The 23,307-nt window shown below is 44.1% G+C and carries 18 protein-coding genes and 1 tRNA gene; 7 read left to right on the top strand and 12 right to left on the bottom strand.

Features of this window, described 5'->3' with window-relative positions:
* Window positions 1–109: 109 nt before the first annotated feature.
* From F8N35_RS08150 to F8N35_RS08175, 6 genes are all read right to left on the bottom strand, one after another.
* The gene (locus tag F8N35_RS08150; protein WP_293051129.1) at window positions 110–1,213 is read right to left on the bottom strand and encodes an efflux RND transporter periplasmic adaptor subunit; all 1,104 of its coding nucleotides are present in this window, start codon (window positions 1,211–1,213) and stop codon (window positions 110–112) included.
* 21 nt (window positions 1,214–1,234) lie between these two features.
* Window positions 1,235–2,527 (bottom strand): TolC family protein, encoded by a 1,293-nt coding sequence (locus F8N35_RS08155; RefSeq protein ID WP_293051132.1) that lies wholly within the window; start codon window positions 2,525–2,527, stop codon window positions 1,235–1,237.
* Between the two features lie 173 nt (window positions 2,528–2,700).
* Window positions 2,701–3,105, bottom strand: coding sequence for a hypothetical protein (locus tag F8N35_RS08160; RefSeq protein ID WP_293051134.1), 405 nt, complete (start codon window positions 3,103–3,105; stop codon window positions 2,701–2,703).
* A 230-nt stretch (window positions 3,106–3,335) separates the two neighbouring features.
* Entirely contained in the window at window positions 3,336–5,606 is a 2,271-nt protein-coding gene (locus F8N35_RS08165) for a cation:proton antiporter (RefSeq protein WP_293051137.1), read from the bottom strand.
* 110 nt (window positions 5,607–5,716) lie between these two features.
* Window positions 5,717–6,433: a response regulator transcription factor gene (locus F8N35_RS08170; protein ID WP_293051140.1), complete on the bottom strand. Its 717-nt coding sequence runs from the start codon at window positions 6,431–6,433 to the stop codon at window positions 5,717–5,719.
* Window positions 6,399–7,184 carry a histidine kinase gene (locus F8N35_RS08175; RefSeq protein WP_293051142.1) on the bottom strand — a complete coding sequence of 262 codons (786 nt, stop codon included), beginning with the start codon at window positions 7,182–7,184 and terminating at the stop codon, window positions 6,399–6,401. Before F8N35_RS08175 ends, F8N35_RS08170 begins: the two co-directional genes overlap by 35 nt.
* A gap of 176 nt (window positions 7,185–7,360) precedes the next feature.
* Between F8N35_RS08175 and kdpA the strand changes: the two genes are divergently transcribed.
* From kdpA to F8N35_RS08210, 7 genes are all read left to right on the top strand, one after another.
* Window positions 7,361–9,046 (top strand): potassium-transporting ATPase subunit KdpA, encoded by a 1,686-nt coding sequence (gene kdpA / locus F8N35_RS08180; RefSeq protein WP_293051144.1) that lies wholly within the window; start codon window positions 7,361–7,363, stop codon window positions 9,044–9,046.
* Between the two features lie 72 nt (window positions 9,047–9,118).
* Window positions 9,119–11,203: a potassium-transporting ATPase subunit KdpB gene (gene kdpB, locus F8N35_RS08185; protein ID WP_293051146.1), complete on the top strand. Its 2,085-nt coding sequence runs from the start codon at window positions 9,119–9,121 to the stop codon at window positions 11,201–11,203.
* A gap of 19 nt (window positions 11,204–11,222) precedes the next feature.
* Window positions 11,223–11,663, top strand: coding sequence for an META domain-containing protein (locus F8N35_RS08190; RefSeq protein WP_293051148.1), 441 nt, complete (start codon window positions 11,223–11,225; stop codon window positions 11,661–11,663).
* Window positions 11,664–11,717: 54 nt separating this feature from the next.
* Window positions 11,718–12,452, top strand: coding sequence for a hypothetical protein (locus F8N35_RS08195; RefSeq protein ID WP_293051149.1), 735 nt, complete (start codon window positions 11,718–11,720; stop codon window positions 12,450–12,452).
* Window positions 12,453–12,471: 19 nt separating this feature from the next.
* Complete coding sequence (gene kdpC, locus F8N35_RS08200; RefSeq protein ID WP_293051151.1) at window positions 12,472–13,047, top strand: potassium-transporting ATPase subunit KdpC; 576 nt, start codon at window positions 12,472–12,474, stop codon at window positions 13,045–13,047.
* A gap of 122 nt (window positions 13,048–13,169) precedes the next feature.
* Window positions 13,170–15,869 carry a sensor histidine kinase KdpD gene (locus F8N35_RS08205; protein ID WP_293051154.1) on the top strand — a complete coding sequence of 900 codons (2,700 nt, stop codon included), beginning with the start codon at window positions 13,170–13,172 and terminating at the stop codon, window positions 15,867–15,869.
* Window positions 15,870–15,955: 86 nt separating this feature from the next.
* Window positions 15,956–16,636 carry a response regulator gene (locus tag F8N35_RS08210; protein ID WP_293051157.1) on the top strand — a complete coding sequence of 227 codons (681 nt, stop codon included), beginning with the start codon at window positions 15,956–15,958 and terminating at the stop codon, window positions 16,634–16,636.
* A gap of 144 nt (window positions 16,637–16,780) precedes the next feature.
* On the opposite strand, the gene F8N35_RS08215 is transcribed toward F8N35_RS08210, so the two are convergent.
* The 6 genes from F8N35_RS08215 to F8N35_RS08240 form a co-directional block, all read right to left on the bottom strand.
* Window positions 16,781–16,864: transfer RNA gene (locus F8N35_RS08215), tRNA-Leu, on the bottom strand.
* Between the two features lie 167 nt (window positions 16,865–17,031).
* Window positions 17,032–17,409, bottom strand: coding sequence for a RidA family protein (locus F8N35_RS08220; RefSeq protein WP_293051160.1), 378 nt, complete (start codon window positions 17,407–17,409; stop codon window positions 17,032–17,034).
* Window positions 17,410–17,415: 6 nt separating this feature from the next.
* Window positions 17,416–18,336 (bottom strand): 3-phosphoglycerate dehydrogenase, encoded by a 921-nt coding sequence (locus F8N35_RS08225; RefSeq protein WP_293051163.1) that lies wholly within the window; start codon window positions 18,334–18,336, stop codon window positions 17,416–17,418.
* Window positions 18,337–18,429: 93 nt separating this feature from the next.
* A complete protein-coding gene (gene serC / locus F8N35_RS08230; RefSeq protein WP_293051166.1) occupies window positions 18,430–19,497 on the bottom strand; it encodes a 3-phosphoserine/phosphohydroxythreonine transaminase in 1,068 nt (355 codons plus the stop codon).
* Window positions 19,498–19,939: 442 nt separating this feature from the next.
* On the bottom strand, window positions 19,940–21,610 hold the full coding sequence (locus F8N35_RS08235; RefSeq protein WP_293051169.1) for an alpha-amylase family glycosyl hydrolase: 1,671 nt from the start codon (window positions 21,608–21,610) through the stop codon (window positions 19,940–19,942).
* 106 nt (window positions 21,611–21,716) lie between these two features.
* Window positions 21,717–23,291, bottom strand: coding sequence for a RagB/SusD family nutrient uptake outer membrane protein (locus F8N35_RS08240; protein ID WP_293051172.1), 1,575 nt, complete (start codon window positions 23,289–23,291; stop codon window positions 21,717–21,719).
* Window positions 23,292–23,307 lie beyond the last annotated feature (16 nt).

A 23,307-nucleotide genomic window follows, 5' to 3' on the forward strand; every position in this document is an offset into this window, starting at 1 on the left:
AAAATGTGAAGATTTGAGGATGTGGGGATGTTGAATTCCAGAATTTCATAACGTTCCTCACTTCTCAGAATACTTTCTAATAGCTATCGACTATTATTTATTCTGATTATTAGCTGTTCAGCGCTTCGTAAATCAGAATGGCTTGTGAAGCTATGACCTTTTCGCCTGGCTGTATGTTGCCCGAAATGAAAGTTTTGTTGCCGATGGTATTGAGAACATTTACCTTTACGATACGAATATCGGACGGACTTTTGTAGACCAGCACATAGTCCTGGCTCTGATCGAAAACCACGGCTCCCGACGAAACGCACATCGCCGCGTGATGGTCGTTATCTTTTAGTGCCACTTTGGCAAACATTTCCGGTTTTAGCAGGTAGCCCGGATTGGATAGCACAATACGCACTTTCATCACTTTATTGACAGGGTCGAGCACATTCATAATCTTATCGACTTTGCCCTTAAACGACTTGCCGGGATAAGCCAGAGTCGTCACATTCACATTGTCGTTTAGGTGCACCAAACCGATGTTCGATTCGTAAACATTGGCAATTACCCAAACATTGTTCAGGTCGGCAATCGTAAAAAGGTTAGTGGCGTTATCGGCACGGATGGACATATTGTCGGTGACAAACTTCTCAACCACAAAGCCGCTCACCGGTGAGCGCACAATATAGTCACCGTTGGTATTGCCGCCGTTGATGTGCAACACGCGCTTCACCCGGTTCAGTTCCGACAGCGCCTGTTCGTGACCGGCCTGAGCTGCCAAAAGATCCTTCTGCGACGCTAACCCGCTGTTATACATATCACGCGTGGCATCCAGATTCTTTTTGGCAACATTCAGGTTGGTTTGTGCATTGACAAGCTCGTTGCTGAAGCCTGCCATTTCAGAGCTCTTTATCACGCCCAGCACCTGACCGACACGGACATAATCGCCCAACATCACTTTGACGTGCTGAATAGTTCCGCTCACCATCGGGTAGATCTTGGCTACCTTGTCTTCGTTAAACCCAACCTTGCCGGTCAAGGTAACAGTGTTGGTTAGAGGAGCCGTATTCACAACGTCGAGTTGTAACGTTTTTACTAAAGAATCAGGCAGTACATATTTCGACTGTTGAGTTGCGTTGTTGCTGTTGCTCTGGCACGAAATCAAGAGGGCTGACATCAGCAGCGCTGACGGTATTGACTTGAAAAAGAATCTATTTATTTGTTTCATTTCGGTAGTAATTATATTGTTTTATTTCAACGGAAACAGATCCGTTCCGGTATAAAAATTAAGATCTTCGAAGGCACTCAGACGATTGTACTTAAGGGTTTCGGTCTGGACTTTGTTTTCCTTGTACGAATCGTAGAAATCGAGGAAGTCGAGCATACTCATATTGCGCGAGCGGTAGTTTTTCAACACCTCGTCCGACAGACGGTCAAAATCCCGATCGAACGACGGATCGCGTTTTTGCAGCAGTTCGCTGTTCTCCATTGCCCGTTGCAGTGCATTGAAAATCTGCTCGTCCACACCGGCTTTCGCTGCCAGATAACCTGCCTCGTTTTGTTTCACGGTCGCTCGCGCCGATTTGATATTCCCCTGATTACGGTTCAAAAACGGGAGGTCGATGCTGAATCCTACTGTTGCCAAATTGTGAATATAACTGCCCTGCTGGTCGTAATTCATTTGAAGCGTTACATCGGGCACCGCCATTGCTTTCTGCAATTGCAGGTTAAGGGTGCTGATCTTCGTATTCAAACCGGCAATCTTCAGGTCGGGGCGTTCAGTGTAAGCAGTGTCAATCAGTTTGGCTATTGGGTACTGCTGCGCATTCAGAACGTCAATATTTTGCTCATTCACTTCTGGGACAACAACTATGGAAGGAGTTTGCAACAACAGCCGCATCTCGCTTTCCAACCCTTCGATCTGCTGCTGCAGGTCGTTGAATTCACTTTGCAGACTGTATAGCTGAGCCTTGATACGCACCACCTCTTTTTCGGAAACGTATCCCTTTCCTTTCTGTTGGTCAAAGGCATCCGACATCCGCTGCAAGCCGTCGATTTCGGTTTGATACACTTTGGCTGATTGCATCAGGTAATGAATATTGAAAAAGTCGCTTCGCAAGGTATGTTTAAGCGTCCGAAGCAGGTCATAAAACTGGTATTCCGACAATTCCGCATTCGATTGTGCAATTTTCAGTTGTTTGTTGTGTTTGTTGGCCAGCATAATGACCTGAGACAAACCCATGGATATCTCGCCCTCTTTTCCCATCGGGAAATATTTGTGGGTAGCTGTCTGATAAAGCGGTGTGCCGAAACTGAATGTCGGATTGGGGAAAAGCTTTGCCTGTAACACCAGCGCCTTCTGAGCATCGATGTTGTAACGCTGCGCCAGCAAGGTGAAATTTTTGCGGACAAAAATATTTTCTGCGCTGTCCAGTCGCATCTTTATCGTATCGGTCCGAAGGCCGGTGATGTCTTGTGCACGGCTATTGTAAGAATACAGCAAGCTCAGGCAAGTCGTTAAAACTATTACAATTTTTCTCATAGTCAATCTAAAATGAATGATTAATGGGTATAATTTCATATCGCTACATAACCTTTTTATGTAGCAAATTTAATACACGTTTTGAATGTATATGTAAGCGTCGGTTCACTTTTCGATCAGGGAAAGAGCGACGGCACAAAAGATGTATAAAGAGATGGATCCCGATCGGAAGATCAGGCAAAGATGAATTGCGGAGGCTTGGGACTAACCTCTCTGTAGTAAAGTGTTACAGCTTTATCGTTGGTGATAAAATAAGATAAGCGATTGTCGGCCAATTCTTTTACAGCCGATTTGGGCGTAGTGGTATAAAAGAGTTTCACATCCCAGTGCATACTGTTCTGCTGCATTTTGGAGGTGCTGTCGTTGTTGGCTTTGTCGTGAAGGGTATGTTTGGAGAAACCGAGCATATTCTCCACCACAAATTCGAGCATGGAGTCAGTATAATCCTGGTCATCCATAGCAGAATGGTTGTCGACCTGAGTATAGAAATCGACCGAATCGACACTGAGATTGACAACTTGCAGGGCAATCAGCAGGATGATAAAGGTGCTTACAATATTTTTGACAGATGCTCTCATATTCACGCTGCAAAGATAACAACACTTTTACAATAAGTAAGTGTTAAATTTTAACAATTCGAACAATGTCCTCAATAGTTAGCCCTAAAACAAATCATCTTCAGACTTACAACGAAGTTAAAACCAGTATTTTTAAATCAACCCGTACAAAAGACGCAATAAACGTATGTCTAAATGTATTTTATGCATATATTTCAACATATAAAAGACTTAGAGAAAACAAGAATCAATCACGACTTAAGAATCAACGTACTTGGGATATCTTTTAACCACCGGCTTTCTCGGTCGAGTTCCGCTTTCCAGCTATTAATACTTATCAGCAACAGGTCATGATGACGCATCATTTCGCGGGTCACCTTCGATTCATGAACCGTCTGAATATGATTCGGAGCTATTTGTTCTATATTGCGAATCGTTTCCCGAATATCCGATGAATGTTTCAACGCCTGACGGCTGTCTATCACTGTCACCTGCGAATCTGCATTCGAGATCAGCTTCTGAGCATAACCGATTAAAAACGAATCTTCCGGCGACAACAAAGCGACCATCACCCGGTCGGGTTTTACAAAATTTTTATCGATCAAAATCCCTACGGGCACTTCGCTTTTGGCCACAATCAATCGTGTTTTTTCATCAAAAGGAGAGTTTTCGAACAGCTTCTCACGTCGGGTCACTTTATTGAGCAAAAGATCGGGATTAATGATGCGTGCCGTAAAACCGAGGATTTTCCCCAATATACTCCCCTCAAAAATTGATTGTCCGATACCGATCAGCAACAAGTCATAATTGCCTTTATTCGCCATCTGGGTTATTTCCGTCTCAATATCATTGGACGCTTTGAACAAAGTGGTAACATCCACATTCAGCCGGTTCGATTCTGCTATTATCGGGGTAAAGCTTTCTTCTTCGTACTCGGCAGCATTAAACTGATTCAGGTCGTTATTCGGAGAAAGGTGCATGGCTGTAATCATAGAATTGCCACTCTGTTTGCTGGTAAGGCTATAGGCCAGACGGAGCAATGCCACACTTCGCTCCGGATTCGCAAACGACACCAGTATTTTATACTTACTAATACGACTAATGGTCGTCGAAGGCTCTTCTTTGCCCGGTTTAAAGAGTTTATTTATAAGATTGAGTGCCGGGCCTGTAATAAATGTAGTTACCAACGCCATTATCACCATCATGGCAAAAACCGAAGGTGACAAGACTCCCAGATCGTAACCGATATTCAACACCACCAGCTCCATCAGCCCACGGGTATTCATTAATGCGCCAATCGACAAACTGTTGCGCCAGTTCTGTCCTACAAAACGGGCAGCGACAGCACTCCCCACAAACTTTCCGACCACCGCAACAAGAATAACACACCCTGTTACCTGCCAAAGGTAAACATCGTTGAGCAGTCCGATCTGCGTACGCAAGCCGGTAAACACAAAATAGAGAGGAAGCAAAAGTACCAGTGCTATATCTTCAATTTTTTCAATAAAAATATTACGGAACTTCTCGTTATCAGGCATCATGGTGCCTGCCATAAACGCGCCGAATAAAGCATGAATGCCAATCAATTCTGTGGCATACGACGAAAGCAGTAAAATCAGGAAGAATATGGCAACAATTGGTTTACTCAGGTTTTCGCGCGAAGTATGCAAGTCACCGACCCGTTTCAAAAAAGGACGCACGCCTTTGATCATGATAATCACGTAAACAATAGCCAACGCAATTACATACAGCGAACTGGCAAAGGACCCGGCTTTCACAATGGCAATAACCGCAGCCAACAGGCACCATGCCGTAATATCATCGACCGCCGCGCAGGTAATCACTACCGAACCAAGATGCGTTTTATGCAGTCCCCGCTCCTGCACTACCCTAGCCAGCACAGGGAAGGCCGTTATGCTCATAGCAATTCCGATAAAAAGTCCGAAAGAAGTAAAAGGCACACCGGCCGGTGCAAAGCTCCGGTAGATGGCATACGCAAGTCCGAGACCCAGTGCAAACGGGACGATGATGCTGACCTGACTGATAACAAACGCATCGCCTGCATTTTTTTTCACCACCTTCAGATCGAGCTCCATCCCCACCATAAACATGAACAAAATCAACCCTATCTGACTAATAAACTGAAGATTGCCCAACGACGCGACGGGAAATAACGTTGAAAAGAAATGGGGAAAGTAATGACCGACAACAGAAGGACCCAACACTACGCCAGCAATGATTTCGCCAATTACGGTAGGCTGTCCAATTTTGGTACAAATCCAACCGAACAGTTTCGCTACAAGGATAATGGTAACAATCTGCAACAAAAGAATAGCCAACGGATGACCGAAGTTCACACCCAGCGATTGCAAAAAAGCCGTCCACATGCTACTATCGTTGACATGCGTCACAACCGCCTTTCCGCTCTCCAGCCCTTTTCCGGCATGAAAAAACCACACCATCAATGCAGAAAAAACTGCCATAACCACAACGTAAAACCCTGTATTTTTTAAGCGATGCATAACGACCTCCTTTTTTGTGCAAAGATTATGCAAAAAAGATGATAAAATCAAGGCTGGAGAGTCCTGCCAAAGGGAATTTTGCAACAAGACAGGAAAATTTTGTAAGGAAATCAGTGCGTGGTTTTCTGCACAAAAACGCTACGGTAAGCCTCGCTCAGATGAAGCGTCAGCAAGCCTTCGTCCGCAGGAAGATTCGTTACGATTTCGTCGTGAGAAAAATACCGGATTGCCCGTAGCGCAATAATTTCCTGTTTATTAATCTGGCAGAACTTATCGGGAGGTAACAGAGCCAGGAGTTTTTCGAAAGAAATATTCTTCAAAATCAATACAGAACCATCATCGAGCGTTGCAGCTTTATCGCGGCTATCAATGGCAGAAGTGGCAATATAGAGCACCTTATCGAAAAACAACAAAGCCCTGCCTTTATCCGTATTCAAACGCACAAAAGCGGGCTGATTCTGTAATTGTTCGAGACGCTTAGCCGCCTTTTCCACGGCAATTTGCAGGCGCTCTTTTTGGATCGGCTTCACAAGGTAATCCACCGCATCGATATCGAATGCATCCGTAGCATATTGTTTATACGCGGTGGTAAAAATCACCGGCTTACCATTCAGGCATCTGGCAACCGACAATCCATCCATTCCGGCCATTTCAATATCGAGAATTGCAAGATCAAAATCGGTTACGGCAGCCTCTTTTAGAAAGGCTGCAGGATCAGCAAAGGCTTTCAGCACAACCAAACCTGATATCTGCTCGCAAAGCATTTTCAGATAAGCCAACCCCGGCAGTTCATCATCGAGCAGCAGACACTTCAGTGGCTTTTCCATTAAGATCAATCGTTAAATGAGCTGTGTATGTATTGTTCTCCACCTCGCGATCCAAACGATAGTGTCCGTTGTAAAGTATTTGCAGGCGTTGCTCCAGCGTTGCCGAGCCGATACCACTCTTCTCTTTGTGCAGAGCCGTACGCGAAGAAATTTTATTGGCGACTGTAAGCGAAAATACTCCCTGTCTGAATTCAAACGAAACTGCAATAAAAGCATCGCCACTTTGCAAATCGGCATGTTTAAATGCATTTTCAATCAGATCGACCGAAATAAGCGGAGCCATTACCTTCGCCCGGTAAAGCGGATCGGATTCGTCCGTTTTATTTTTCACATTCAGGGCAAACAGAGGGCTCACCTTTATCTTGTTAATTTCAATCAGATTGAGAGCAAACTCAATTTCCTCCTGTGGCGTAACAAAAGACCCGTTACTTTCATACAAAATATAGTCAAGCACGTTTGCCAGCTTATCCATGGCATAATACGTCTGGTAGGCATGCGACTGAATAGAGTTGAGAATATTCTTAAAAAGATGGGGATTCAGCTTAGCTTCAATAGACGGCAATTCGGTTTTTTCTATCTTTTTCGTCAGTTCTCCGCACAATTGCTCCAAGCGCTGTTTCTCGGTTTTAGCACGACGTGCTGCTTTGTAGAAATACACAGCCGTAAGGCTCAGAAGCAACAATGCCCCTGCACTTAAAATAATATATATGATGACAAACGTATTATCCATTTCCATTATAAAACAGTTCAAAGATAGCGGATTTTTCATCAGCAACCACAATAATATTCATCTACATCGATTTGCAAATAGAAATCTTTATAAAATCTTTATACTCTGCTTTTGCTTCTTTACAATCCCCTTATGACTTCCGCTTTACTTTTGCAGTGAAATCCTACTAAGATTATTTGCTGTAAAATAAACAAACAATGAACACTTTTATTCAACTGGCCCTCTTCTTCGGGGCACTTATCCTTCTGACTCCCGTTTTGGGAAAATATATAAAGAAGGTAATTGGCGGAGAGAAGCACCTCCTGACACCGGTTTTCGGATGGCTCGAACGGTTAATCTATCGCTTTTGCGGTGTCGATCCGCAACAAGAGATGAACTGGAAGCAATATCTGTTTGCTTTGCTTTGGTTTAATTTCTTTGGCTTTGTAGTTGTATTTGCCCTGCAAATGACTCAAGCCTGGCTGCCACTTAATCCTGCAAAAGTACCGAATACTTCCTGGCACCTTGCGTTAAACACGGCAATCAGCTTTGTTACCAATACCAACTGGCAATCGTACAGCGGCGAAACCACGATGAGCTATCTCACGCAAATGGCAGCGCTTGGCGTACAAAACTTTTTAAGTGCGGCAACCGGTTTGGCGGTATTAATCGCACTAATGAAAGGTCTGATAAAAAACACGAAGCAACAGCTCGGAAACTTCTGGGTCGATCTGACCCGTTCGGTCATTTACATTCTGCTACCGGTATCTATCCTCTTTGCTGTGGTCTTAGTAAATCAGGGCGTTGTGCAAACATTCTCGTCCTATACCGATACTACAACGCTGGAAGGCGTTAAGCAGGTGATTCCGCTCGGTCCGGCAGCATCTCAGATTGCCATCAAGCAGTTGGGAACCAATGGCGGAGGCTTCTTCGGAGTAAACAGCGCTCATCCGTTCGAAAACCCGACACCTTTCTCCAACTTTTTGGAAATGCTTGCCATCTTACTTATTCCGGCAGCATTGACATACACTTACGGACTCTTTATCGGTTCTAAAAAACAGGGATGGACACTTTTCGGTGCCATGCTGATTGTTTTGTGCATAGGTCTGGGCGTGTCGCTCTATGCCGAATACGCGGCCAATCCAGCACTCCACATTACCGGTTCGATGGAAGGAAAAGAGACCCGGTTTGGCATCGTGAACAGTATTATCTGGTCGACATCCACCACGGTTGCTTCCAATGGTTCGGTGAATGCCATGCATGACAGCCTCTCTCCGCTGGCCGGTTTGGTTGCCATGTTCAATATGATGCTGGGTGAAGTGGTTTTTGGTGGTGTTGGTTCCGGCTTGTACGGCATGATAGCTTTTGTGATCCTGACCGTCTTTATTGCCGGACTGATGGTAGGACGGACACCTGAATACTTAGGTAAGAAGATCGAATCGTTCGAGGTGCGGATGGCGCTGATTGCCGTATTGGCTCCGGCTGTCTGTATTCTTGCTTTCACGGCGATAGCCGTCAGTACACATGCCGGGCTTGCCGGGTTAAACAATAAAGGGCCGCACGGCTTGTCGGAAATTTTGTATGCCTTTACATCAGCCTGTGGCAACAACGGCAGCGCTTTTGCCGGACTCACGACCAATACTCCGTTTTACAATGTGCTTTTATCGATATGCATGCTGGTGGGACGTTTCGGAGTTATTATCCCAATGATGGCCATTGCCGGCAGTATGGCCGGAAAGAAAGTAACACCGGTATCTTCTGGTACGTTTCATACTGACAACGGGATGTTTCTTATCCTGCTGATCGGGGTAATTATCATCGTGGGCGGATTGACATTTTTTCCGGCTCTCTCATTGGGACCCATTCTGGAACATCTTCTGATGCAGGCGGGAATGACGTTTTGATTTGAGAATTTGAAAATGTGGAAATAAAATCTGTAATGTCTGAAAAATTGAACATTAAACTTTGAATAATCAATGAGCACAAAAGATAAAAAATCATCGCAACTGTTTAACCGGAGACTATTGATTCCGGCACTGAAAGACTCTGTCTTAAAGCTGCATCCGGGCAAACTGATCCAAAATCCAATCATCTTTATCGTTGGACTGGGTGCCGTACTGACAACCGGAATTGTTGTCGCAAATCTGTTTGCGAGTCACTTTTCTTCCTTCGACTTCCAGATTACCGTCTGGTTGTGGTTTACCGTTTTGTTTGCCAACTTCTCCGAAGCCATTGCCGAAGGAAGAGGCAAAGCACAGGCGGAGACCCTGAAAAAGAGCCGTACACAAACCAAAGCCCGTCGCATGAAAGGAGATAAGGAAGAGGTAGTTTGGGCAACCGAACTGACACGTGGCGATCTGGTTGTGTGTGAAACCGGCGACCTGATTCCGGCCGATGGCGATGTGATCGAAGGTATTGCCAGCGTGGACGAATCGGCCATTACCGGTGAATCGGCACCAGTAATCCGCGAAAGTGGTGGAGATCGTTGTGCTGTGACCGGCGGCACCAAGGTATTAAGTGACAAAATCATTATCAAGGTAACTTCCGAACCCGGAGATACTTTCCTCGACCGTATGATTGCACTGGTGGAAGGTGCCAAACGGAAGAAAACTCCAAACGAAATTGCCCTGAACAACCTGTTACTCGGACTGACGGCCATTTTCCTGATTGCGGTTATTACCCTGCCTCCGTTGTTCAACTACAACCTTACAGGGCAGCAATCGACTTTAAGCCTGACTATTTTGGTAGCATTACTGGTCTGCCTGATTCCAACCACCATTGGCGGCCTGTTGAGCGCAATCGGTATCAGCGGCATGGATCGTTTGTTGCAAAAGAATGTGATTGCCACCAGCGGAAAAGCGGTTGAAGCTGCGGGCGATGTGGACGTATTGATGCTCGACAAGACAGGAACTATCACGCTCGGCAACCGCATGGCAACCGATTTCGTACCTGCTGACGGCATATCGAAAGAAGAACTGGCGGATGCAGCGCAGCTTTCCTCTTTGGCAGACGAAACACCGGAAGGCCGCTCCATTGTGGTATTGGCAAAAGAGAAGTTTCATTTGCGCGAACGCCATATTCACGAAAACGACATCACGTTCGTTCCTTTTACAGCTCAGTCACGGATGAGTGGAGTTGACATTCGACTTCCGAACGGGAAAGTGCGTTCCATTCGGAAAGGAGCAACTGACGCTATTCGTAAATTCGTGCAAAACAACAACGGATTCTTTCCTCAAAATGTAACGGATAAGGTAGTCGAACTTTCGGGACAGGGAGCCACTCCTTTGGTGGTAGCCGACGGCGATCGGGTGCTGGGTGTAATTCATCTCAAGGACATTGTAAAAGGCGGCATCAAACATCGCTTTGCTCAGTTGCGTGCCATGGGCATTAAAACCGTGATGGTAACGGGCGATAATCCGCTGACTGCAGCAGCCATTGCGGCCGAAGCCGGAGTGGACGATTTCATTGCCGAAGCAAAACCGGAAGACAAGCTCTCCCGCATTCGTCAGGAACAGGCCAACGGCCACCTTGTGGGAATGATCGGCGACGGAACCAACGATGCTCCTGCTCTGGCACAGGCCGATATTGGCATTGCCATGAACAGTGGAACACAAGCAGCACGCGAAGCCGGGAATATGGTCGATCTGGACAGCAATCCGACCAAATTGATTGAAGTGGTGGAAACCGGCAAACAATTGCTGATGACCCGGGGTTCGCTCACAACATTCAGCATCGCCAACGATGTTTCGAAATATTTTGCCATTATTCCTGCTATTGCAGCCGGACTCTATGCCGGGACCAACGGCCAGGGAGTATTGTCGGCCCTCAACATTATGCATCTTGCCACCCCCCAAAGCGCCATACTCAGCGCGGTTATTTTCAATGCCCTGATCATTGTCTTGCTCATTCCGCTGGCATTGAAAGGTGTAAAATACCGTCCGCTTTCGTCGAACCGTATTTTGGCCAAGAACCTGCTGGTATATGGCTTGGGGGGGCTGGTGGTGCCGTTTATAGGGATTAAACTGATAGATATATTGTTGCAAATATTACATTGTGTTTAAGATTATAACAGATAAACAGATGAAAACTAACTTATTGTCAATCACCCTAATGATGAGTTTTTCGCTAATAATCTCATCTTGTTCTTTGTCCAATGGGCAGCATGGGAAAGGTAATATCTTTGAGTCGGAATGGGGACTGGTATCTGTCAAAGCCAAATCTATAGATTCATTACTAATTGCACGCCAGGGAAATACCGCAACGCTACATGTGTTGCAGGATGGAACTGTTAAAGGAACAACCGGTTGCAATAGCTTTGAAGGGCAGGTTGCCATTGACGGATATAGCCTGAAATTCGGCAATTTAATTTGTACGCAACTAACCTGTGCCGACTCAACTCTAACAACGGCTTTTTACGCTATGCTTGATTCTACTGATAATTATACTGTCGATCACGGCCATCTGTTGTTGAGAAAAGGAGATAAGGTGCTAGCTAAACTTATGCCGCTGGATATGCGTTAAATATCAAACACCGCAATTCGGGGCTATTCGTTTTAATAAATAAACTTTGAAATAATGTATAAGATTCATAGATTTTCGATGCTGAAATTTTGTGCAGTTGTTGCATTTACTGTTGTGTGCTTTTCATCAAACGCTCAAAACAACACCAATCACTTCTCCATTGCTGCTGATGTTGTTAGTTCCTACGTCTGGCGTGGTGTAGCACAAGAAGGTTCGCGGGGCGGTTCTCCCAATATTCAACCGACCGTTTCATACACCAACGGGGCGTTTAATCTTGGAGCATGGGGCTCGTACGCATTTTCAGGCAATGTCAAAGAAGTTGACCTGTATGCAACCCTGTCGTTACCCGATGCACTCTCTGTTACCGTTACAGATTACAACTGGAATAACGGAAACGATGGTAGTGTCGGATATTTCAACTATAAGAATGGGAAAACAGGTCACGTTTTCGAAGGTACGCTAGCTTACGGTGGAACAAAATCTTTTCCTTTGTCAATCACTTGGAACACTATGTTATACGGTGCAGATAAAAAGACGAACGGCAATCAGGCGTTCTCTACTTATGTGGAAATAGGCTTGCCAATTACTTCGAACGTCAAAGCTTTTCTCGGAGCATCTTTGTTCGATAGCCCTAATTATTATAACAATGGTTTTTCTGTTATCAACCTTGGTCTTAAAGTGTCGAAAGAGATAAAATTCTCCGATTCTTTCAGCCTGCCGGTTTATGGAATTGTCGGTGCGAATCCTCAGTCCGAAAAGGCCTTTTTTATAGCTGGCATTACATTATAAAACAACAAATTATTAACGTATGAAAAAGTCTATATTATCCGGTTTAAAAATATTACTGGCATTCACCCTGTTGACCGGAATGGTTTATCCTTTAATAATCACGGGAATTGCACAAGCGGTATTTCCCCGTCAGTCAAATGGCAGTCTGGTTTCCATCGGACAAAAAGCTTGTGGCTCGGAGTTGCTGGGGCAAGAGTTCAAAAGCGACCGTTACTTTTGGTCGCGACCATCGTCTTGCAATTATGCTACGCTGCCATCGGGAGCTTCCAATTGGGGACCAACCAGCGACACTTTGCGTAAGGCAATTGAAATGCGAAAGGCCGATTTTATCCGTTCCAATCGCTTGCCCTTGAACACTGTCGTGCCCGTCGAAATGTTGACGGCTTCCGGCAGCGGACTCGACCCTCATATTTCGCCCGAGAGTGCCGAACTACAGATTGGAAGAATCACTACTGCGCGTCATTTCACAACAGCTCAGTCCCAACAATTGCGTAGATTGGTAGCATGTCATATCGAACAACCTCAGTTTGGGTGTTTGGGCGAGAAACGGATTAATGTATTGCAATTGAACCGGGATTTGGATTTGTTGCGATAAATCGATCTATATTTGCATAAGAATAGGAACAAAACGAGGATTAAAATTTTACCATTAAGAAATTAAGATTATTAAGCTGTATCTTCACTCTCTTAATATCTTAATGGTGAATAGATATTGATATGAATATTTACGACGAAAACCGCCCCGATCCCGACGAATTGCTGGCTTCACTGAAAGAGCAGGAGGATAAGAACAAACTGGGCAAGCTGAAAATCTTTTTCGGAATGTGTGCCGGTGTGGGTAAAACTTACACCATGTTGCAGGCTGCCCATCTGGAGAAGGGGAAAAAGGTGGATGTGGTGATCGGATACGTGGAAACGCACGGCCGGCCCGAAACGGATAAACTGGTAGAAGGACTGGAAATTATTCCTCCATACCAGATCAGTTATCGTGACACACTGTTTCGCGAGGTGGACATTGATGCTATTATTGCCCGCAAGCCGCAGGTGGTGCTTATCGACGAACTGGCACATACCAATGCACCCGGAAGTCGTCATACCAAACGTTATCAGGATGTGCAGGAGCTCATCAATAATGGTATCGATGTGTATACGACACTGAATGTGCAACACATCGAAAGTCGTACCGACACGGTGACGCAAATCACCGGAGTATCTATTCGTGAAACAGTGCCTGACGATGTATTGGAAGCGGCAGATGAAATAGAACTGGTGGATCTGACCGCCGATGAACTGTTACAACGGCTTGCCGAAGGTAAAGTTTACACACCAGAACGCTCGCAGGAAGCAATCCGTAATTTCTTTCGGAAAGGGAATATTACGGCATTGCGCGAAATGTCGCTGCGGTTGGTGGCCGACCGGGTCGATAAGCAGCTGCGGGAATATATGCAAACCCGCCGCATCCCCGGTCCCTGGAAATCGGGATTGCGCCTGATGGTAGCCATCAGCCCCAGCCCTTATTCCGCATGGCTGATTCGCTGGGCCAAAAGCCTCTCTTACACCATGGATGCTTCGCTGATTGCCGTTTATGTACAAAAAGAAGAAACTCTTTCCCCCGAAGATCAGGAACAACTTAACAAAAACATTGCCCTGGCAAAACAGTTGGGAGCACACTATCTTTCCACTACAGACACCGATCTTTCAAGAGGAATCCTCAATATTGCCCAGCGAGAAAATGTAACCCATATTCTGGTGGGAAAATCACAACGGAAAGGTTTGCGCGAACTGCTGCGGGGTGATCTGGTCTCTAAACTGATTCACGATAGTGGCGATATAGATATTTACGTGGTAGGAGCCAAGGAGATGAAGAAAAGACAAAAGCATTTTACCTTTGCTTCGTCCGAATTCCGGTCGTCACCGAAAGCCTATCTGGCAAGTGCTGCCGTGATGCTGCTGGCAGTGTTACTCTGTTATTTGTGCAAAGGTTTTGTCGGTTATCAGGTCGTATCTTACATCCTGCTGTTTGCCGTTTCGTTGGTAGCTCTCTTTTTCAGTACCGGTCCTATTTTGCTTGCTGCCGCACTCGGAGCTATGCTGTGGGATTTCTTTTTCATCAATCCACCGCTCACGTTTTATATTGCGAAACCCGAAGATCTGATGATGTTCGGAACTTTTTTCTCGGTAGCCATCATCAACGGGGTATTAACAGCCCGATTGCGCAGTCAGCAACGACTGGCCCGCGACCGTGAACAGCGTACAAGCGCCCTTTACGAACTTTCGAAAGTGCTGGCTTCGGCTTCCGGGACACAGGAAGTGATTGAACAGGCAGTGACACACATTCGCAAATATTTCGACATCGAAAGCGCTATTCTGTTGAGTGAAGACGAAACCGGTTTGCAAACTACTTTATTGCCCGCCGATTCTAAGATAGAGCTACAGAGCACAGAACACAGCATCGCCGCGTGGGTCTATAAACATGTAAAGAAGGCCGGAAAATATACCGATACCCTGCCGGCAACCGATCTCACATTTTATCCGTTAAAAGGGAAACGAATCAATACGGGAGTCTTGTTGGTAAAGCCACAAAAGCCTTTCCGGGGGGAAATGGAGATGTTTTGGGATACGTTTCGGGTGCAACTCACCAATGCTCTGGAACGGGAATTATTGAACGAAATTGCCCGACGGGCTTCGGTACTCAATGAGTCTGAAAAGCTCTACAAGACACTTTTTAATTCAATTTCACATGAACTGCGCATTCCGGTTTCTACGCTCATGGGGGCATCCGAAACGCTGCTGCAGAAAAATAGCGATCAGGAGCAACAGCAACAACTGGCACAGGAAATCTTCATAGCCTCCGACCGCCTCAACAGACTAATTGAAAACTTGCTCAACATGTCAAGGTTGGAATCGGATCGCATCACTCCTTCCATAGATTGGAACGATGTACACGATTTAGCTAATAAGGTACTCACCAACCTGCACGATGAGCTGAAGCCATTCAACGTGGAGTTGGTCATTCCTTCAGACATGCCTTTGGTAAAATTCGATTTCGGACTGATGGAACAAGTGCTGCATAATCTGGTGTACAATGCCACGCAGCATGCAGAACCTAAGACGACCATTCGTATGAAGATTTATTACGACCATCATCACATGGTGTTACAGGTAATGGATCGGGGTAGTGGTTTCCCTCCTGAATCTATTCCCTATCTTTGCAATAAGTTTTATCGTGCCAACAACCGTGTGGCAGGTGGTATCGGCCTAGGACTTTCGATAGTGAAAGGTTTTGTGGAAGCTCATCACGGTACTATAAAATTTGAGAATCGTTCACACGGTGGAGCTTTGGTAACGGTTAAAATTCCAACAGGAAAATATACGATAGAAAATAAGGAAGACAACGAAGCACACGGAATACACTAACTATTCCTATATTATTTAGGCGTTTATCTGTTTCTTCCGTGCATTCTGTGTGTGAGAATAGTTCGCTATCTTTGTTCAAAAAGAATATGTCCGAAACAATACTGATTATCGATGATGAAAGCGCCATCCGGCGATTGCTCGAGATTTCCCTGAAGCCAGGTGGTTACTCCATTCTTGAAGCTCCATCAGGCAAAGATGGCCTCGCTTTGGCGGCCAGTCATAATCCACAACTCATTATTCTCGATTTGGGTCTGCCTGACGAGGACGGACAAATAGTACTTAAAAAGTTACGTGAATGGTACACTGGACCAATTATTATCCTTTCGGTACGCAGTTCTGAAGAAGATATTGTACAAGCACTTGACAGCGGCGCCAACGATTATCTTACCAAACCTTTCCGCACGGGTGAGCTGTCTGCCCGCGTACGTTCATCGCTTCGGTTCTCTATGCAGTCGGGAAAACCTCAGACTGTTCTTGTATTCAATCAACTTGAAGTTGATTTGGTGAACCATATCGTAAAAAAGAATGGAGAGTTGGTAAAACTTACCACCACCGAATTTTCACTGTTGGCATTGATGGCGAAAAATGCAGGAAAGGTTCTCACTCACACTTTTATCCTGAAAGAGATCTGGGGCTATAGCTATTTGGAACAAACACAATATCTGCGGGTATTTGTGGCCCAGCTTCGCAAAAAGATCGAGGATAATCCCTCTCAACCAGTCTATATCAATACAGAATCGGGTATCGGCTATCGTTTCTGCGAATAATCCGCAGTTAAAATTTCAAAGTATCAAATCAATATTATATTCATTTTTTGTAGGTGATCCATAACTTTGTTACTATTTTGTTACCCACAAAAAGAAAAACGCTTACAACCATTCGATTGTAAGCGTTTTGTACTTCTAAAAAAGTACCCAGAGCCGGGATCGAACCGGCATGGAAATGAATCCACTGGTGTTTGAGACCAGCGCGTCTACCAATTCCGCCATCTGGGCTTTTGCGGTTGCAAAGGTAGTCATATTTTTCAAATTAACAAACGATATCGGCGTATTTTCTGCATTATATTTAACCAGCCATCATAACCAACTGTTTACTAATACAATAAAAAAGCCACAAAGGAAGATATAGTATCCTTTGTGGCTTTCCATATAAGCTAAAATCCTTATTTCACTGCGATTGTTTCAATTTCAACAAGCGATCCAAGGGGCAACCCTTTGACTGCAAAAGCAGCCCTCGCAGGGCATTCCGCCTGATAATACTCTTTGTAAACAGCATTTACATCCGCAAAATAGCTCATATCGGACAGGTATACGGTCGATTTGACCACATCAGCAAAAGAATAGCCTGCTTCATCCAAAATAGCCCTGATATTGCTAAAAACCTGCTTAGCCTGGGCAGAGACATCGCCTTCCACCAGTTTTCCTGTGGCTGGATCGATAGGAATCTGACCCGAAACATACAAAGTTCCATTTGCTTCTACCGCCTGACTGTATGGGCCGATAGCCGCAGGAGCATTGGGGGTTGAAATAATTCGCTTCATGATTGATTACTTATTAACCTGAAATTTCTTATCGCCAGTCTTCAGGAAAGAAACGATCTGGTTAGCGGCTGCCAAACCTGCATTGATATTGGCTTCAGCTGTTTCTGCACCCATTTTCTTAGGTGTAGAGAAATAACGTGCACCAAATTTTTCTGCAAGTGCTGCATGTGAATCCGGCATGATATCGGTCACATATTTCAAATCAGTACGTTCTTCCAACAACTTAGCCAAACCTTCTTCGTCAATTACTTCTTTACGGGCTGTATTTACCAAACAACCGCCTTTCGGCATTTTTGACAGCAAGTCGTAATTGATCGATTTTTTAGTTTCTGGTGTTGCAGGGATATGCAATGAGATATAATTACAGGTACTGTACAATTCTTCCACCGAAGCAACGGCTTTCACGCCTTCATTTGCCATTACATCAGCAGGAACAAAAGGATCGAAGGCATAGATTTCCATACCAAAACCTTTGGCAATATGAGCAACCAGTTTACCTACGTTACCGTAAGCGTGAATACCCAGCTTTTTACCTTTCAGTTCGCTACCGGTACCTGGTTGGAAATTATTACGAGCCATGTAAACCATCATGCCCAAAGCAAGTTCAGCAACGGCATTTGAATTTTGACCCGGAGTGTTCATTGCTACAATGCCACGAGCAGTACAAGCCGCAAGGTCAAGGTTATCATACCCGGCACCCGCACGAACAACAATTTTAAGTTGTTTTGCGGCATCAACAACTGCCTGAGTAACTTTGTCGGAACGAACGATCATAGCGTCAGCATCAGCCACTGCTGCATAAAGATCATTCACGTCGGTATACTTTTCCAGCAAAGCAAGTTCATAACCTGCTTCTTCAGTAATTTTTCTGATTCCGTCTGTTGCTGCTTTGGCAAACGGTTTGTCGGTTGCTACAAGAATCTTCATAGTAGTATAAAAATTTAGTTGTAAGAATGACAAAACCCTCCGCTATATCATATTTATGATTTAGGAGGGTTTCGTATTCACTCGAATATTGTATTAATGTAACTTTTCGAATTCTTTCATTGCGTCGATCAGGGCAACAACGCTTTCTTTCGGAAGAGCATTGTAAGTAGAAGCTCTGAATCCGCCTACCGAACGGTGACCTTTGATACCTACCATACCTTTGGCAGCAGCAAATTTACCGAATTCGTCTTCAAGTTCTTTGTATTCATCTTTCATTACAAAGCAGATGTTCATCAATGAACGGTCTTCTGTTGCAGCTGTTCCGACGAACAATTTATTGCGGTCGATTTCATCATACAACATAGACGCTTTGTCGATGTTCATTTTTTCCATCGCGCTCACGCCGCCTAATTCCTTAAGCCATTTCAATGTTTGCAAAGAAGCATAGATAGGAACTACAGGAGGAGTATTAAACATCGAACCTTCTTTGATATGAGTGCGGTAATCCAACATTGTAGGAATAGGACGACTTACTTTGCCCAGCAATTCGTCTTTTACGATTACAATGGTAACACCGGCAGGTCCGAGATTCTTTTGTGCACCGGCGTAAATCAAACCATATTTTGAAACATCCAAAGGACGAGACAAAATGTCAGATGACATGTCAGCTACCAAAGGAACGGGAGAATCGAGATCTTTACGAAGCTCTGTACCGAAGATGGTATTGTTCGTTGTAATGTGGAAATAATCTGCGTCTGCAGGAATAGTAAAATCTTTAGGAATATAATTAAAGTTAGCTCCTTTAGAAGATGCAACTTCAACAACTTCGCCAAACAATTTTGCTTCTTTTTCTGCTTTGCTTGCCCATGTACCTGTGTTAAGATAAGCAGCTTTCTTTTCTAACAGGTTGAAAGGCACCATACAGAATTGAAGACTCGCGCCACCTCCTAAGAAAAGCACCGAATAACCTTCCGGAATCGACAACAGTTCTTTAACTAAAGCTACAGCTTCATCAACTACCGGTTGAAAATCTTTCGAACGGTGGCTGATTTCCATGATTGAAAGTCCGATACCATTAAAATCGAGAACAGCTTTCGCTGTGTTTTCAATCGTAAACTGAGGCAAAACAGAAGGCCCCGCGTTAAAATTGTGTTTTTTCATACGAAAATAATTTGTTTTTAAAATGCCGTATGTAGCGCATCCCGACAAACCGGAATTCTGTTTCATACGAGAAACAATATTTAATGAATTATGGATGCTAGGAGTAATATTTCAAACCTCTTAAAAACAAAGAAGTCATTGAAAATAAGCAAACTACACAAAACCGATCACTTTTCCGAACGGTTGCTCAAAGGTACAATAATATTTTGAGAAAATTGCCACCGAATTTACATTGTTTCCGTTTCTGCTGTCTTATAGCAGGTTGACGCTCAAAATCTTGACGAATCCATCTATCGATTGTCATTTTTTAGACTAAATATACAATTCTACAGACATCAGCCCCCTTCAAAAAAACCTTGAGCGGCAAGAGTCTTATAAAATTCTCTTTTCCACCCAAGGTTACAATCACATTTTGGCTAGCGGTTAAAACTACAACAATCTGCTAATTGACACAAAACAATGCAAAACCTGACTTTTCTGTTTTCAGGCTCATTGCAGAACCTATCTTATTCACATTCACTCCATTCACGAAAACAGGTGTCAATTTACTTTCACCAAAAGGATTTTCTATTTCAACCGTTCGTTCTTGACCCGAAGGATTAATCACAACCAGAAAACGTTCGTTACCTAATTTTCTTTCATATACCAACGGATAGGCAAATGGCTTTGCATACAAGAACTTTATTTCACCACAAGAACCGAGAGCCGAATGATGTTGCCTGTAAGCAAGCAGTTCCCGTGTAAAATTCAGCAAGGATTCCGGATTCTTTTTTTGAGTTTCAACACTCGAACGGTTAGTTGCCGTATCAACAGGCAGATAAAACCGAGACAGGGGAGCCGATGAAAAACCAGCTCCTTTAGTATCATCCCATTGCATAGGAGTGCGTGTTCCGGCACGATTGTGTGTCCCGAGTAAACTTCCTTCTTTATCTGGCAGACCCGACATAAACCGTTGACCTATTTCATCACCATAATAAATTAGTGGAACACCGGGCAGAGTCATCAGAAAAGCCATCACTGGCTTGAGTTGCTCGTCACCCATGCGTTCGCCACAAGCAGGCCTCTGGAAATCGTGATTTGCGGTTGGCACACATATGTATCCAGCATTACCGACACTTTTGAGTTGGCGCATGTAATAGTCAACAAAAATGGTGGGCGTACCATTCCCTTTGAGGCTAAAATAACAGGTGTCTTGCGGATACGTTCCCTCATTATTAAAGAACAGAGAACTGTAAGCTTTTCCGAAATGAATAATAAAGTCCATCATAAAACCGGCTTTTACAGCAGCTTCCGGATTCCCCCACTCTGCAATTAAAATGCTTTGAGGATGGCGTTTTTGCACATGATTACGAATCTCAGTCCACAATTTGTTTGTCTCGACCTTATCCGGATCGTTCTTGATTAATGACGGAGCCATATCAACCCGAAATCCGTCACAACCCATATCAAGCCAGAAATCCATTATTTTCATCAGTTCTTTTCTGGTTTCTTGTGGTCCTTTTGCTGTCACCGGTTGTTCCCAGGGATGAGCAGGGTCCGGTTGTCCGAATCCATAATTAAGAGCAGGCTGACAATCGAAAAAGTTTTTGCGGTACGCTCCATTGCGCTCAAATTTCCCCGACACATATTTGTAGGGCTTTACTGTTGAATCATTCGACCAGATATACCGATCCGAATATTCATTTTTCACCTTCTTTTGCGACTCTTTAAACCATGCATGGTCTATGGATGTATGACCGGCAACCAAGTCAAGGCACACTTTCATTCCGCGTTTATGAGCCTGCTGAAACAGATGTTTCAAGTCGGCATTGGTTCCGTATCTCTTTGCAACTTTATAATAATCTGTCACATCATAACCTGCATCCTGAAAAGAAGATTCAAAACAGGGATTAAGCCATAAGGCATTACATCCCAGCCATTGGATATAATCAAGTTTCTCTGTTATTCCTTTTATGTCGCCAATACCATCACCATCGGTATCTTTGAAACTTTGCGGATAGATCTGATAAAACACAGCCGTTTTCATCCATTCCGGAAGTGGCGGATATTTTTGAGCCATCAGTCCAAAAGAGAAACAAAACAAAATTAATGTAGCTATAATAGATTTATACATAAGATATTCAGATGAAATGTCTTATAGAAAAGACAATATTTAACCAGGAGGAAAAGAGTTTTTCTTTTCCTCCTGATAGATTTTTTACAATAAATTTAATCTGTTATTATTGAAATGCAGGATAACCCGGATTCTGAACAATATTCTTATCTGCATCATAAGCAGTAAGAGGAACCGGGAATAGAATTTTATAAGAAGGTGTTACACTGGGCTTTTCATAACGAGCTTCGCAATATTTGTTAAAGCGAATCATATCGTTACGTCTGGAATTTTCCCAATAGAATTCATATCCACGTTCGTTGTAGATCTTTTCAAGCGTCAGATCGGAGAGCACATAAGCTGCCACACCACGTTTTGTTCGAATGGCATTAATATCATTCAAAGCACCCGACGCATCTCCATTCCGGAACTTAGCTTCTGCCCGCATCAGGTATGCATCCGTGAGACGATAATACTGAAAATCATTCTCACTTGAACCCGGATAAGTTGTTGTGGGATTAGGAGCATATTTCACAACTCTCACGCCCTGTTCTTCCGCAGAATTAGCTACGCTGAATTCAGGTGTAAAAATCAAGGAACGACCACCATCTTTTGTCACAAGAGCAGTGCCTGCGGCATTGTATTGCTGACCGACAAGAAAACCAAGGTTGAATCCGGTGACACTTTTCAGACGATTATCTTTAAAGCGTGGGTCTGAAGGATCCCAAGTGTTATAAAAGGTAGGAGTAGTACAACATCCATTCCAAAGATTGGATGTAAGGTAGTTTCCAAAGGCCTGATTATAATCTAATGTCATATTAATCCATGGAATGCCTCCAATTCCAACAGACGAGTTGTAAATGATCGGCAGAATAGTTTCTGTGGCATCCGAATAAGCCGCATTATCCGACAGGTAAAGTTTCCACCAATCATCTGCCAACGTGTATTTGCCAGAGTTTATAATGTCGTTACAAAGACTTATCGTTTCAGTCCATTTAGCGGTACCATCAGAAAACGCCGGTGCTGTACCGGTATAAACCTGATAGTTGAGGTAGGTTTTTGCCAACAACATTTGAGCTGCAGCTTTAGTTACACGTCCGTAAGGAACACTTCCTTTGGTTTTCAGAACAGGAATAATTTCATTCAATTCCTGAATCACTCGATCGACAATCTGCTTCCGGTTGTAATAATGCGGATCTGCGGCATAATCGTATTCTGTATATTCGCGAAAAGGCATTTGTCCGAAACAGTCGTTCATCAAATACATCGAAAGTGCACGAATAAACTTAACCTCTGCAATATACTGTTTAATATCATCCGACTGAGGCAATTTTGCCATATAAAACAACGCCACATTACAGCGTGCAAATCCAATCAGATAACTATTCCATGTATTTTTGATATAACTATTGGATGCTGCATAATCATGCGTAAACAATGTGCGGTAATCTGCACTGTTCCAGTTAGCACCACGGGTTGGGAATGCGACCTCGTCTGTACAAGTTTCCTGCGCAAGCCATCCGGCACCCCGACTCTGTAAATCGCGCAGGAATGCATAAGTAGGAGTCACAAGCATCTCCACATTAGTAGAATCGGAAACTATAGCCGTACCATTTTGTTCATCCAGAATCTCCTCCTTTAAGTCGGTACATGAGGTTATACCAACCACCAGAATAGCAAGAAGTATATATAGTTTTTTCATAAAATATTCTCTTTTA

Origin of the sequence: Paludibacter sp., from assembly GCF_009712605.1 — a bacterium.
Taxonomy (GTDB): domain Bacteria; phylum Bacteroidota; class Bacteroidia; order Bacteroidales; family Paludibacteraceae; genus Microbacter.